10 protein-coding genes are annotated in these 13,848 nt (G+C 72.4%); 4 read left to right on the forward strand and 6 right to left on the reverse strand.

Features of this window, described 5'->3' with window-relative positions; all coding sequences use genetic code 11:
* Positions 1-29: 29 nt before the first annotated feature.
* From dxs to J2S46_RS28120, 3 genes are all read left to right on the forward strand, one after another.
* Positions 30-1,955 carry a 1-deoxy-D-xylulose-5-phosphate synthase gene (gene dxs / locus J2S46_RS28110; RefSeq protein WP_191289949.1) on the forward strand — a complete coding sequence of 642 codons (1,926 nt, stop codon included), beginning with the start codon at positions 30-32 and terminating at the stop codon, positions 1,953-1,955.
* 109 nt (positions 1,956-2,064) lie between these two features.
* Positions 2,065-3,579 (forward strand): ArnT family glycosyltransferase, encoded by a 1,515-nt coding sequence (locus J2S46_RS28115; protein ID WP_191289948.1) that lies wholly within the window; start codon positions 2,065-2,067, stop codon positions 3,577-3,579.
* A 167-nt stretch (positions 3,580-3,746) separates the two neighbouring features.
* Positions 3,747-4,181, forward strand: coding sequence for a CBS domain-containing protein (locus J2S46_RS28120; RefSeq protein WP_191289947.1), 435 nt, complete (start codon positions 3,747-3,749; stop codon positions 4,179-4,181).
* A gap of 206 nt (positions 4,182-4,387) precedes the next feature.
* Here the strand turns inward: J2S46_RS28120 and J2S46_RS28125 are convergent, their stop codons facing one another.
* From J2S46_RS28125 to J2S46_RS28145, 5 genes are all read right to left on the reverse strand, one after another.
* Positions 4,388-6,514 carry a 3-hydroxyacyl-CoA dehydrogenase NAD-binding domain-containing protein gene (locus tag J2S46_RS28125; protein ID WP_191289946.1) on the reverse strand — a complete coding sequence of 709 codons (2,127 nt, stop codon included), beginning with the start codon at positions 6,512-6,514 and terminating at the stop codon, positions 4,388-4,390.
* A gap of 2 nt (positions 6,515-6,516) precedes the next feature.
* Positions 6,517-7,734, reverse strand: a complete 1,218-nt coding sequence (locus J2S46_RS28130) for a thiolase family protein (RefSeq protein WP_073928923.1) — start codon at positions 7,732-7,734, stop codon at positions 6,517-6,519.
* A 300-nt stretch (positions 7,735-8,034) separates the two neighbouring features.
* Positions 8,035-9,318 carry a ribonuclease D gene (locus tag J2S46_RS28135; protein WP_191289945.1) on the reverse strand — a complete coding sequence of 428 codons (1,284 nt, stop codon included), beginning with the start codon at positions 9,316-9,318 and terminating at the stop codon, positions 8,035-8,037.
* 395 nt (positions 9,319-9,713) lie between these two features.
* Positions 9,714-10,430 carry a response regulator transcription factor gene (locus tag J2S46_RS28140; RefSeq protein WP_073928921.1) on the reverse strand — a complete coding sequence of 239 codons (717 nt, stop codon included), beginning with the start codon at positions 10,428-10,430 and terminating at the stop codon, positions 9,714-9,716.
* A gap of 321 nt (positions 10,431-10,751) precedes the next feature.
* Positions 10,752-11,402: a DUF3000 domain-containing protein gene (locus J2S46_RS28145; protein WP_191289944.1), complete on the reverse strand. Its 651-nt coding sequence runs from the start codon at positions 11,400-11,402 to the stop codon at positions 10,752-10,754.
* 146 nt (positions 11,403-11,548) lie between these two features.
* Here J2S46_RS28145 and hemE point away from each other — a divergent pair, with 146 nt between their 5' ends.
* Positions 11,549-12,637 (forward strand): uroporphyrinogen decarboxylase, encoded by a 1,089-nt coding sequence (gene hemE, locus J2S46_RS28150; protein WP_229912691.1) that lies wholly within the window; start codon positions 11,549-11,551, stop codon positions 12,635-12,637.
* Between the two features lie 106 nt (positions 12,638-12,743).
* On the opposite strand, the gene J2S46_RS28155 is transcribed toward hemE, so the two are convergent.
* The gene (locus tag J2S46_RS28155; protein ID WP_191289942.1) at positions 12,744-13,772 is read right to left on the reverse strand and encodes a DUF4349 domain-containing protein; all 1,029 of its coding nucleotides are present in this window, start codon (positions 13,770-13,772) and stop codon (positions 12,744-12,746) included.
* Positions 13,773-13,848 lie beyond the last annotated feature (76 nt).

Genomic DNA, 13,848 nt, shown 5'->3' on the forward strand with positions numbered 1-13,848 from the left:
AACAGGTCCGAGTCCGTTCGGACGAAACAATGTACGAGGAGGAACGGGTGGCCCTGCTGACCCGCATTCGGGGACCGCGCGATCTCGACCGGCTCACGCCCGGACAGCTGTCCGCCCTGGCAGAGGAGATCCGCAGCTTCCTGGTCGAAGAGGTCTCCAAGACGGGCGGCCACCTCGGACCCAACCTCGGCGTGGTGGAGCTCACGATCGCCCTGCACCGGGTGTTCGACTCGCCGCGCGACCGCATCCTGTTCGACACCGGCCACCAGAGCTACGTGCACAAGCTGCTCACCGGCCGCCAGGACTTCTCCCGGCTGAAGATGAAGGGCGGCCTGTCCGGCTACCCGTCCCGGGCCGAGTCCGAGCACGACGTGATCGAGAACTCGCACGCCTCCACCGTCCTCGGCTACGCCGACGGCCTGGCCAAGGCCAACAAGATCCTCGGCCACAAGGACCGTCCGGTGGTCGCCGTGATCGGTGACGGCGCGCTCACCGGCGGTATGGCCTGGGAGGCGCTCAACAACATCGCCGACGCCCGCGACCTGCCCGTCGTCATCGTCGTCAACGACAACGAGCGTTCCTACTCCCCGACGATCGGCGGGATGGCCAACCACCTCGCCACCCTGCGCACCACCCAGGGCTACGAGCGCTTCCTGTCCTGGGGCAAGGACGCGCTGCAGCGCACCCCGGTGGTCGGCCAGCAGCTCTTCGGCACCCTGCACGGCGCCAAGAAGGGCCTCAAGGACTTCATCGCCCCGCAGGGCATGTTCGAGGACCTCGGCCTGAAGTACATCGGCCCGATCGACGGCCACGACCTCACCGCCCTGGAGTCCGCGCTGACCAAGGCGCGCGGCTTCGGCGGCCCGGTGATCGTGCACTGCCTCACCGAGAAGGGCCGCGGCTACCGCGCGGCCGAGCAGAACGAGGAGGACCGCTTCCACGCGGTCGGCGTCATCCACCCGGAGACCGGTCTGCCGATCAAGTCCTCGGGCAAGGACTGGACGTCCGTCTTCGGCGAGGAGATGGTCGCGCTCGGCCGCGAGCGGGACGACATCGTGGCGATCACCGCCGCGATGCTGCACCCGGTGGGCCTGGCGCCGTTCGCCAAGGCCTACCCGGACCGGATCTTCGACGTGGGCATCGCCGAGCAGCACGCGGCCGTCTCGGCGGCGGGGCTGGCCAGCAACGGCCTGCACCCGGTCGTCGCGGTCTACGCGACCTTCCTCAACCGGGCCTTCGACCAGGTGCTGATGGACGTCGCGCTGCACAGGCTCGGGGTCACCTTCGTGCTGGACCGCGCGGGTGTCACCGGCACCGACGGCGCCTCGCACAACGGCATGTGGGACATGTCCATCCTGCAGGTCGTCCCCGGCCTGCGCCTGGCCGCCCCGCGCGACGCCGACCAGGTCCGCGCGCAGCTGCGGGAGGCCGTCGAGGTCACCGACGCCCCGACCGTGGTCCGCTACTCCAAGGGCAGCGTCGGCCCCGCCGTGCCCGCCGTGGGCAAGGTCGGCGGCATGGACGTGCTCCGCGAGAGCGGCGAGCCGGCAGGCGAGCGCCGCGCCGATGTGCTCATCGTCTCGGTGGGCGCGCTGGCCCCGCTCTGCCTGGAGCTGGCCGGCCTGCTGGACGCCCAGGGCATCACCAGCACCGTGGTGGACCCGCGCTGGGTCAAGCCCGTCGACGCCGCCCTGCCGGGCCTCGCGGCCGAGCACCGGGTCGTCGTCACGGTCGAGGACAACGGCCGGGCCGGCGGCGTGGGTTCGGCGATCGCCCAGGCCCTGCGGGACGCGGACGTGGACCTGCCGCTGCGCGACTTCGGCATCCCGCAGGAGTTCCTCGACCACGCCTCGCGGGCCGAGATCCTGGCCGAGATCGGTCTGACCGCCCCCGACATCGCCCGTCAGGTCACCGCCCTGGTGTCCCGGCTGGCCGTCGACGCCGTCGAGGCCTGACCACCCGCGGCGACACTCCGATGACCGTACGCGACATCACGGATCGATAATCGTACGGAAGGCGGGACCGGCGCTCCTCGCGCCGGTCCCGCCGGGTAGGTTGTCCTTCGTGCCGACCACCACCCACCGACTCGCCGCGCTCACCGAGCGCCTGCCCGCACGGGTACGCACGGGCTACTGGACGAGAGTGGTCCCGGTCCTGGCACTGCTGGCCGTCGTCACCCACATCCCGTCGTTCCTGCGGCCGGTCTGGAGCCCCGACGAGGGCTTCCTGGCCACCCAGGCCCGGATGCTGGCCGACGGCGGCGTCCTCTACGACACCGTGGTGGACCGCAAGCCCCCGCTGCTGCCCTGGCTGTACGAGGCCTGCTTCACCGTCTTCGGCTCGCTCTCGCTCTGGCCGCTGCGCAGCCTCGCGATAGTCGCGCACCTGGTCACCGCGATCCTGCTGGCCTCGATCGCCCGCGGCCGCTGGGGCAACCGGGCCGGCGCCGCCGCGGGGGCGCTGTACCTGCTGCTCTCCATCGGGCTCTCCCCGGAGGACACCCAGGCGGCGACCTTCGAGGTCTTCATGCTGCCCGCGATGGTGGCCGCCTTCCGGTACGCCGAGCGGCGCCGCTGGCTGGCCGCCGGCATCGCGGTGGCGCTCTGCTCGCTCACCAAGCAGACCGGCGGCGCGGTGATGCTGCCGGTGCTCTGGATGCTCTTCCAGGACAGTCGCAGACGCGGGGTGCGGTGGCTTCCCGCCCTGTCCAAGATCTGGTTCGGCTTCGCGCTGCCGATAGCGCTGGTCGCGGTGATCCTCACCAAGCCCAAGGGCTTCCTGTTCTGGGTGGTCACCGGCAGCGGCGACTACGCCTCGTTCGGCGGCGCCTGGGTGCAGATGGCCGGCCGGGCGCTCGGCAACTCGGCGATCCTGCTCGGCGCGGGCCTGGGCCTGGTGCTGCCGCTCGGCCACCGGCTCTGGCTGAAGTACCGGCACCGGCCGCTGCCGGCCGCCGGCGAGGAGCGCGGCTCGACCGCCGACCTGTGGGTCTGGCTGCTCTCCTCGGTGGTCGCGGTCAGCGTCGGCTTCCACTTCTTCGGGCACTACTACCTCCAGCTGATGCCGCCGCTGGTGCTGCTCGGCGTGGGCGCGGTCTCCACCTCGGCGATCCGCTGGAAGCCCGTGATGATCTACAGCACGGCCGCCGCCACCGCCTTCTGGGTGCTCGCGGTGGCCTGGCCGGGGGAGCGGCTGGACCGCACCACCGAGGTCGCCACCGCCGTCGCGGCCCAGACCACGCCCAAGGACACCGTGCTGGTCTGGGGCATGCACCCGGAGCTCTACTGGCTGGCCGACCGCCGCCCGGCCACCCGCTACCTGACCGCGGGCTTCCTGACCAACTTCAGCGGCGGCAAGGACGGCAGCCAGAACGTCGGCGAGAAGTACAGCGTCACCGACGCCTGGCAGACCTTCGACGCAGAACTGCTCGCCAACGGCCTGCCCGAGATCGTCGTGGACGACTCCGGCCCGGCGCCCTACCAGCCCTTCCTCGTCCCCCGGATCGAGAACCTGCTGGAGACCCACTACGAGATGGTCGGCGTCTTCACCGACACGGTGGTCTACCGCCTCAAGCGCTAGGCGCCCTCCCGGCCGCCCTCCCGGCCCGGCCGGAGCGGCCGCCCGCTGATCCACTCGCCGCCTCCCGCGATGCTGCTTATGGTGATCGCATCATCACGTACAGCTCCGGGTGCGAGCCGTGAGGGACTGCGGCGCCGGACCGTGGGGCCGATCGAGGAGAGACTCCAGTGACTACAGCCCGTGACATCATGCACGGTGGTGCCCAGTGCGTCCGCGCCGACCAGACTCTGGCCGAAGCCGCCCGGATGATGCGCGACATGGGGGTCGGCGCGCTGCCGATCTGCGGCGCGGACGAGAAGCTCAGCGGGATCATCACGGACCGGGACATCGTCGTGCGATGTATCGCCGAGGGCAAGGACCCGGCGATGATGAAGGCCATGGACCTCGGCGGCCACCTGCACTGCGTGCGGGCCGACGACGACATGGACGTGGTGCTCAAGAAGATGGAGCAGCACCAGATCCGCCGCATCCCGGTGATCCACGAGGAGCGGCTGGTGGGCATGATCAGCGAGGCCGACATCGCGATGGGCCACCGGGAGGGCAACCACCTCACCGACCGGCAGATCGTCGAGTTCATGGACAGCGTCTACATGAAGCGCTGACGCCGGCGCCCCGGCCGGCCCCTGCGCAGCCCCTGACGGCTGTCCGAGGCGCGGGTCGGCGGTCCGGGTCCGGGCGGTGCCCGCGGCGGCCCCTGACGGCCGCGTGGTGCGGAGCGCCCGGCCCGGCGGCCGGGGAGAGCGACGGAGCGCCGGTGACCACCCGCGAGGGGGTCACCGGCGCTCCGCCGTACGGTGCCGCTTCAGGCTCAGGCCGGGATGCTGGCCAGGCCGGGGGCGAGGAACTTCTTGCCGTTCACCCGCTCGGAGACGCCCTCGCGGTCCAGGTAGGGGGTGATCCCGCCCAGGTGGAAGGGCCAGCCGGCGCCGGTGATCATGCACAGGTCGATGTCCTGCGCCTCGCCGACGACGCCCTCGTCGAGCATCAGGCCGATCTCCTGCGCCACCGCGTCGAGGGCGCGGGCCAGCACCTGCTCCTCGGTCAGCACGGTGGTGCCGAACGACAGCAGCGCCAGGACCTCGGGGTCCAGCACCTGCTGGCCGTCCTGCCAGACGTAGAAGCCGCGCTTGCCGGCCTTGACCAGCTTGCCGAGGTTCTCGGAGACGGTGTACCGCTCCGGGAAGGCCGCGGCCAGGGTCTCCGACACGTGCAGGGCGATGGCCGGGCCGACCAGCTCCAGGAGCACGATCGGGGACATCGGCAGGCCGAGCGGCAGCACGGCCTTCTCGACGGTCTCGATCGGGGTGCCCTCGTCGATGGCGCCCTGGATCGCGTCCATGAAGCGGAGCAGGATCCGGTTCACCACGAACGCCGGGGCGTCCTTGGTGAGGACGGCCGTCTTCTTCAGCTTGCGGGCCACGCCGAAGGCGGTGGCCAGCGAGGCGTCGTCGGTCTTCTCCGCGCGGACGATCTCCAGCAGCGGGAGGATGGCGACCGGGTTGAAGAAGTGGAAGCCGACGACCCGCTCGGGGTGCCGCAGCTTCGACGCCATCTCGGTGACCGAGAGGGAGGAGGTGTTGGTGGCCAGCACGCAGGTCGGCGAGACCACGGCCTCCAGGTCCGCGAAGACGTTCTGCTTGACGCCCATCTCCTCGAACACGGCCTCGATCACGAAGTCCGCGTCGCCGAAGGCCGTGGCCTTGTCGAGCGAGCCGGTGACCAGGCCCTTGAGGCGGTTGGCGTTGTCCGGGCTGACCCGGCCCTTGGCCAGCAGCTTGTCGATCTCGGCGTGGACGTAGCCGACGCCCTTGTCGACGCGCTCCTGGTCGATGTCGGTGAGGACCACCGGCACCTGGAGGCGGCGGGCGAACAGCAGCGCCAGCTGCGAGGCCATCAGGCCCGCGCCGACGACGCCGACCTTGGTGACCGGGCGGGCCAGCGCCTTGTCCGGCGCGCCGAACGGACGCTTGGCCCGGCGCTGCACCAGGTTGAAGGCGTACAGGCCGGCGCGCAGCTCGCCGCTCATGATGAGGTCGGCCAGCGCCACGTCCTCGGCGTCGAAGCCCGCCTGCAGGTCGGCGTCCTTGACCTGCTGGATGATGTCGAGCGCCTTGTAGGCGGCCGGAGCGGCGCCGTGCACCTTGGAGTCGGCGATCAGGCGGCCCCAGGCGACGGCGTCGTCCCAGGCCTTGCCGCGGTCGATCTCCTCGCGCTCGACGGCGGTCGCGCCGGTGAGCACCTTGGAGGCCCAGAGCAGCGACTGCTCCAGGAAGTCGGCCGGCTCGAAGATCGCGTCGGCGATGCCGAGCTCGAAGACGTCCTTGCCGCGCAGCTGCTTGTTCTGGCTCATCGAGTTCTCGATGATGACCTTGATCGCCTTGGACGGGCCGATCAGGTTCGGCAGGATGGTGCAGCCGCCCCAGCCGGGCACCAGGCCCAGGAAGACCTCGGGCAGCGAGAACGCCGGGACGCCCGTGCTGACCGTGCGGTAGGTGCAGTGCAGGCCGACCTCGACGCCGCCGCCCATCGCCGCGCCGTTGTAGAAGGCGAAGCTGGGGACGGGCAGCGCGGCGATCCGCTTGAAGACGTCGTGGCCGCCCTTGCCGATGGCCAGCGCGTCGCTGTGCTCCTTGAGCACCTCGACGCCCTTGAGGTCGGCGCCGACCGCGAAGATGAACGGCTTGCCGGTGACGGCGACCGCGACGATCTTCCCGTCCGCGGCCTCCGCCTCGACCTGGTCCAGGGCCTCGGACAGCTTGGCCAGCGAGCCGGGGCCGAAGGTGGTCGGCTTGGTGTGGTCGAAGCCGTTGTCCAGGGTGATCAGCGCCAGCTTGCCGGCCTGCAGGGGCAGGTCCAGGTGCCGTACGTGCGCGGAGGTGACGACCTCGCCCGGGAACAGCTCGGCGGCGCGCTTCAGCAGCTCAGTGGTGCTCATGATCACTTACCACCCTCGAAGTGGGGGTTCTCCCAGATGATGGTGCCGCCCATGCCGAAGCCGATGCACATGGTGGTCAGGCCGTAGCGCACGTCCGGGCGCTGCTCGAAGCGGCGGGCCAGCTGGTTCATCAGGCGCACGCCCGAGGAGGCCAGCGGGTGGCCGAACGCGATGGCGCCGCCGAACGGGTTGACCCGCTCGTCGTCGTCCGCGATGCCGTAGTGGTCCAGGAAGGCCAGCACCTGGACGGCGAAGGCCTCGTTGACCTCGAAGGCCTGGATGTCGTCGATCGTCAGACCGGCCTTGGCCAGCGCCTTCTCGGTGGCGGGCACCGGGCCGATGCCCATGACCTCGGGCTCGACGCCCGCGAAGGCGTAGGAGACCAGGCGCATCTTGACCGGCAGGCCCAGCTCCTCGGCCACGTCCTCGGCGGCGAGCAGCGAGGCGGTGGCGCCGTCGTTCAGACCGGCCGAGTTGCCCGCGGTGATGTTGCCGTGCGGGCGGAACGGGGTCTTCAGGCCGGCCAGGGACTCCATCGTGGTGCCCGGGCGCATCGGCTCGTCCGTGGTCGCCAGGCCCCAGCCGGTCTCGCCGACCTCGGGGTTGGTGTTGCGGATCGAGACCGGCACCAGGTCCGGCTGGATGTCGCCGTTGGCGTACGCCTTGGCGGCCTTCTCCTGGGAGCGCACCGCGTAGGCGTCGCAGCGCTCCTTGGTGATGTGCGGGAACCGGTCGTGCAGGTTCTCCGCGGTCATCCCCATGAACAGGGCGGACTCGTCGACGAGCTTCTCGGAGACGAAGCGCGGGTTCGGGTCGACGCCCTCGCCCATCGGGTGGCGGCCCATGTGCTCGACGCCGCCGGCCACGACGATGTCGTACGCGCCGAAGGCGATGCCGCCCGCGGTGGCGGTGACGGCGGTCAGCGCGCCGGCGCACATGCGGTCGATCGAGTAGCCCGGGACGGACTTCGGCAGACCGGAGAGCAGCGCGGCGGTGCGGCCGATCGTCAGGCCCTGGTCGCCGATCTGCGTGGTGGCCGCGATCGCGACCTCGTCGATGCGCTCGACGGGCAGGCTCGGGTTACGACGCACGAGTTCCCGGATGCACTTGACGACCAGGTCGTCGGCGCGCGTCTCGTGGTAGATGCCCTTCGGGCCTGCCTTGCCGAACGGGGTGCGGACGCCATCGACAAAGACGACATCCCTCGCGGTACGAGGCACGGGGGCTCTCCTCCCAGGGACCAACGGATGATGTGGGCAGGCCGGCGCGGACAAAGGCGGGCGGCGCTGCTTCACGGCCATGCTACCCGCCGGTAACTAACTTGCCCAGGCCCGGCACCCCGATCACGTGGTGTGTCCCGCGCCACGTCCCGCCACCGGTACCCGGCCAGGTCCGGCCGCCAGCGTGCCCCGCCCGGCCTGCGGCCGCCCTGCGTCCCACCTGCGCCGTGCTTGCGCCCGTCGGGAACGACGACGGGGACGCCGCCCGGCGTCCCCGTCATCGTCGAATCCGTCGCCCGCTCACCCCTCGGGCAGCTCCGCCTGAGCCGCCGCCGGCGGCTCGGCCGGCTGGGTGGCGGCCTTCACGAAGGCCGCGGCCACCGCGGGGGCGACCAGGTCGACCTGCCACTGCCGGGCGCCCAGCGCCCGCAGGGCGGCCGCCACGTTCTCCGCCGTCGGGTTCGCCGGCGGCTCCCAGGACACCCGGCGGACCAGGTCGGGAGTGATCAGGTTCTCCGGCGGCAGGCTGTGCTTCTCGGCCAGCTCGCCGACCGCGGCCCGCGCCCCGGACAGCCGGGCGGCGGCCACCGGGTCCTTCTCCGCCCAGGCGCGCGGCGGCGGCGGGCCCTCGTGCGGGGCGGACGGCGGCGGCAGCTGCGCCTCCGGGATCTCCCGGGCCCGCTGCACGGCGGCCAGCCACTGCTCCAGCTGGCGCCGGTGCACCCGGGGCCCGAAGCCCTGCACGGCCTGCAGCGCGGCGAGGTTCAGCGGAACGGCCAGGGCGGCGTTGACGATCGCGGCGTCCGACAGCACCCGGCCGGGGGAGACGTCGCGGTCCTGCGCCATCCGGTCCCGGGCCAGCCACAGCTCGCGGACGACGGCCAGCTGCCGGCGCCGGCGCACCTTGTGCAGCTGCGAGGTCCGGCGCCAGGGGTCGACCCGGGGCGCCGGCTTAGGGGCGTTGGCGATCGCCGCGAACTCCTCCATGGCCCAGCCGAGCTTGCCCTGGGCGTCCAGCTCCTGTTCGAGTGCGTCGCGCAGCTCGACCAGCACCTCGACGTCCAGGGCCGCGTAGCGCAGCCACGGCTCGGGCAGCGGGCGGGTGGACCAGTCCACCGCCGAGTGCTCCTTCGCCAGGGTCAGGCCGAGCACGTTCTCGGTCATCGGCCCCAGGCCCACCCGGGGGAACCCGGCGATCCGGCCGGCCAGCTCGGTGTCGAACAGCCGGCGTGGCTTCATGCCGACCTCGGCCAGGCACGGCAGGTCCTGGGTGGCCGCGTGGACCACCCATTCGGCGTCGGCCAGCGCCTCACCGAGTTCGCCGAGGTCCGGACAGGCGATCGGGTCGATCAGCGCGGTGCCGGACCCGGCTCGCCGCAGCTGGATCAGGTACGCGCGCTGCCCGTAGCGGTAGCCGGAGGCCCGCTCGGCGTCGACGGCGACCGGTCCGGTGCCCGCCGCGAACGCGGCGACGGTGGCGGCGAGAGCCTGCGCGTCCGCCACGACCGGGGGGATTCCCTCCCGCGGTTCGAGGAGCGGGACCGGGGCTGTCTCTTCTGGGATGGCTGCTACGGCGTCGGTCACCCCCCAAGGGTACGACGCCCCCCGCCGGCGGGAGTGTTGTCGGACTGGTCAGACCGCGTTCAGGGATATGCCACCCCGAATCCGGGTGATCGCCTTCCGCCACCAATCGCCCCAAACGGCCCATCGGACGGAGTTCGGAGGACGCTGAGGCGTCCATGGCCGAGCGACCCGGCCGCAGGATGCTGCCCGCCGGCAGCGCGGCGCCCGGAGGAGAGGGAGCGTCGACCGGTCGGACCGGATCACCGCGTTCACCCGTTCGGCTCTGCCGTAACCCCTGCCCCGCACGCACGGACCGCGTCCGGACCGGAGGGCCCCGGCGGCGAGGGGCGCCCGAAAAGGGAGACGGCCCGGAGGAAACGTTCCTCCGGGCCGCCGCCGCGGTTCCTACGGGTGATTCAGTGGATGATGCCGGTGCGCAGCGCGACCGCGACCATGCCGGCCCGGTCGCCGGTGCCCAGCTTGCGGGCGATCCGGGCGAGGTGGCTCTTCACGGTGAGGGCGGACAGGCCCATGGCGACTCCGATCGCCTTGTTGGACTGGCCCTCCGCCACCAGCCGCAGGACCTCGACCTCACGGCCGGAGAGCTCCCGGTAGGCGGACTGCTGGGTCCCGGGAGCACCGGGAGCACCCGGGGCGCCGGGGGCTCCGGCCGTTCCGGGGACTCCCGGCATGCCGGGGCGCCGCATCCGGCCGGCCAGGCCGCCGGTTCCGAGGGGCATGCCGGGTCGTCCCGGCATGGCGATGTTGGTACGGGTACCGGTGACCACGTAGCCCTTGACGCCGCCGGCCAGCGCGCTGCGGACCGCGCCGATGTCGTCGGCGGCGGAGAGGGCGAGGCCGTTGGGCCAGCCCGCGGCGCGGGTCTCGGCGAGGATGGTCAGCCCGGAGCCGTCCGGGAGGTGGACGTCGGCGACGCAGATGTCGCGGGGCGTCGAGACCCGGGGGCGGGCCTCGGCGATCGAGGAGACCTCGATGACGTCCCGGACGCCGAGCGCCCACAGGTGGCGGGTGACGGTGTTTCGGACTCGGGGATCAGCGATGACCACCATGGCGGTGGGCTTCGTCGGACGGTAGGCGACCACGTTTGCGGGGTGCTCAAGAAGGACCGACACCAGGCCTCCTGCGGGGAGTGGCGGACGGAACCCCGATGGGGCGGTCGGAGTGTTCCGCGTTTGGAAAGGGTCACAGTCTGCTTCGGCAACAACCGTGCCCGGCTTTAGCGAAAGATCACGATTTAGTGAGTAACAATACGGACAAAGGGCGCGGATGACTGATGCGACATGCTCCGAAATCGCACAAAATCGATCACTTTCGGGCGCGCCTTGATCGTCTCAGGTCGATGAATTGACGGAGAACGGGGCGGAAGTCACACTCCGTCAGCCCTGGGAGTGGCTTTTGCCGAGGTGGGGCCCCCGGCGGCCGGGCTTCACTCCTCAGTGCGAACGGGGACGACGCCGCGCGGGCATCGGGACCACTCCACCGAGTGACGGGGCGTCCGGGGCGTTCTGCGGCGAGCCCGGGACGGGAGGGAGCCCCGCGCCGGCGCAGAGCAGCTCGCCCCAGGCCGCCAGGTGGCGCTCGAAGCGCCCGTCGGACGGCGTCCAGGACGCCCGGATCTCGATCTCGGTCGAGGACGGCCGGTCCGCGAGCGCGCCGAAGTACTGCGAGGCGCACCGGGTCACCGTGCCGCCCGCCTCCGCGTAGCCGGCGCCGTGCGCCTGCAGGGCGTCCAGCAGCCAGGCCCAGCCGACCTCGGACAGCATCGGGTCGGCCGCCATCTCCGGCTCCAGCTCGGCGCGGGTCATCGTGACCACCCGGAAGTCGCCGTGCCAGGCCTCCTGGCCGGCCGGGTCGTGCAGCAGCACGATCCGCCCGTCCGCCAGCTCCTCGCCGTCCACCTCGACCGAGGCGGTCAGCGCGAACGCGTACGGGGCCAGCCGGCGCGGCGCCGGGGCAGGGGAGAGCTGCACCTCGGGGCGGAGCCTCGCTCCGCTCAGCGCCTCGACCGCGTCGCGGAACTCGATCGGCGCCGACTCCTTGCCCGTTCCTCCACCTTGTGCGGGGTGCCCGCCGACCGCTGCCATGACCCGAAGACTAGGTCGGACGGAGCCGCAATTCGCGCAACTTCCGTTTGTGCGGCGTGCCGAGGCCCGTCCGGCGGGCAATGTTGGAGCTTCGCACCACCCGGGGGCGGGAAGTCGCGCCCGGGGCGCGTGCGAAGATTTGGACCGTGAGCGAGACAACGGCAGACACCACCGGTCAGCAGCCCCCCGCGCGCCGCGGCGCCGCGTACGACTCAGCGTTCCTGCGCGCCTGCCGGCGCGAGCCGGTGCCGCACACCCCGGTGTGGTTCATGCGCCAGGCCGGGCGCTCGCTGCCGGAGTACCTGAAGGTCCGCGAGGGCATCCCCATGCTGGAGTCCTGCATGCGGCCCGAGCTGGTCAAGGAGATCACCCTGCAGCCGGTGCGCCGGCACAAGGTGGACGCGGCGATCTTCTTCAGCGACATCGTGGTGCCGCTGAAGGCCATCGGCATCGACGTCGACATCAAGCCGGGCATCGGCCCGGTCATCGCCGACCCGATCCGCACCCCCGAGGACCTCAAGCGGCTGCGGAACCTGGAGCCGGACGACGTCCCCTACATCACCGAGGCCGTCGGCCTGCTGGTGGACGAGCTCGGCTCCACCCCGCTGATCGGCTTCGCCGGCGCCCCGTACACGCTGGCCAGCTACCTGGTCGAGGGCGGGCCCTCGAAGAACCACGAGAACACCAAGGCCATGATGTACGGCCGGCCGGAGCTCTGGGCCGAGCTGGTCGACCGCCTCGCCGACATCACCGCCGCCTTCCTGAAGGTGCAGATCGAGGCGGGCGCCTCGGCCGTGCAGCTCTTCGACTCCTGGGTCGGCGCGCTCGCCCCGGACGACTACCGTCGCTCCGTCATGCCGGCCAGCACCAAGGTGTTCGACGCGGTCGCCGGGTACGGCGTGCCGCGGATCCACTTCGGCGTCGGCACCGGCGAGCTGCTCGGGCTGATGGGCCAGGCCGGCGCGGACGTGGTCGGCGTCGACTGGCGGGTGCCGCTGAACGTCGCCGCCGAGCGGGTCGGCCCCGGCAAGGCCCTGCAGGGCAACCTCGACCCCGCCGTGCTCTTCGCCCCGACCCGCGCGGTGGAGACCAAGGCCCGCGAGGTGCTGCACGCCGCCCAGGCGCTCGGCAGCAGCGGCCACATCTTCAACCTCGGCCACGGCGTGCTGCCCAGCATGGACCCGGACGCGCTGAGCCGGCTGGTCGCCTTCGTGCACGAGAGCAGCGCGCGCTGAGCCCTGCCTGAGCCCTGCCCCCGACCGGTGGTCCGTGAGCAGGGAGCAGTGAGCGGTACGGCGGCGGCCGGCGGACCGGGGTGGTCCGCCGGCCGCCGCCGCGTTCTCACCGCGGGTCGGGTCCGTCCCCCGGCGCCGACCAGGGTTCGCGCGCCGGGGCCTGCGCCGCGCCGTCCGGGCGGGCCGCCTTCCGCCTGCGGCCGAGGTACCAGAGCATCCAGCCCAGCGGCGCCAGCACCAGCAGGAACGGCGCGACGGCCGCCAGGGCGATCAGCAGACCCTTGACGATCATCGACAGCACGTGCCAGCCGCCGCCCAGCGCCGAGCCCACCGAGGCCCAGAAGCCGTCCTTCTTCTTCGCCCGCTCCGCCGCCGGCGGCGGAGCGGGCGCCTCCCGCCGCAGCTCCAGCGTGATGGTGGAGAGCGAGGTCTTCGCGGTCAGCTCCGTCTGCTGCTTCTGCAGCGACTCCAGGTCCGCCTGGCGGCGGCTGAGCTCCGCCTCCAGCGACACCACGTCGGCGAGCGACTTCGCCTGCGCCATCAGCGCGCGCACCCGCTCCACGCTGGCCTGCTGGCTCTGCACCCGGCTGGCGACGTCGACCACCTGCTGGGTGAGGTCGTCCGCCTGGCTGTTGCGCGAGACCACCTTGCCCAGGGCGGCGAGCTGGTCCAGCGTCTTCTGATAGGACCCGGACGGCACCTTCAGCACGATCTGGCCACCCAGCGGTCCGCCGTCCCGCTCGCCGCCGGGGGCGCCGGAACCTGCCGCCCCGCTGACCGTCTCCTTGCCGACGTAGCCGCCGGCGCCGGCGGCCAGGCCGCGGGCCTGGGCCATCGCCTGGTCGAGGTCCTTGGCCACCAGCGTCAGCTGGGCGGTGTAGGCGATCAGACGGCTGTCGGCGGTCACCGCCGGGACCGGCTCCGCTCCGGCGCCGGCCGCGCCCCCGGTCGCCGGAGCGGCCGGTGCGGCGCCGGCGGCCTTCCCCGCGGCGTCGGCCGCCTGCGGCGCCTGGACCGGGGCCTTCGCCGAGTCCGACGAGGACCTGCCGCCCTCGGCGGAGCATCCGCCGATCAGCACCGCGACCGCCAGCACCGCCGCCGCGAGCACCCCCGGTCCGCGTCCTGCTGCTCCCATGGTCAAAGCCCTCCCCGTCCTCGCTCCGAGCCCCGTCCGGGTGCTCCGAACCATTCGACGGGCTGACGGCCTGTCG

Source organism: Kitasatospora herbaricolor (genome assembly GCF_030813695.1).
In the GTDB taxonomy this organism is placed as follows: Bacteria; Actinomycetota; Actinomycetes; order Streptomycetales; family Streptomycetaceae; genus Kitasatospora; species Kitasatospora herbaricolor.

Bases quoted from the DNA above. Each gene is read 5' to 3' on its own strand.
- dxs (WP_191289949.1), top strand. From the start codon at position 30: ATGTACGAGGAGGAACGGGTGGCCCTGCTGACCCGCATTCGGGGACCG.
- J2S46_RS28125 (WP_191289946.1), bottom strand. From the start codon at position 6,514: ATGAGCACCACTGAGCTGCTGAAGCGCGCCGCCGAGCTGTTCCCGGGC.
- J2S46_RS28145 (WP_191289944.1), bottom strand. From the start codon at position 11,402: ATGGCAGCGGTCGGCGGGCACCCCGCACAAGGTGGAGGAACGGGCAAG.
- J2S46_RS28155 (WP_191289942.1), bottom strand. From the start codon at position 13,772: ATGGGAGCAGCAGGACGCGGACCGGGGGTGCTCGCGGCGGCGGTGCTG.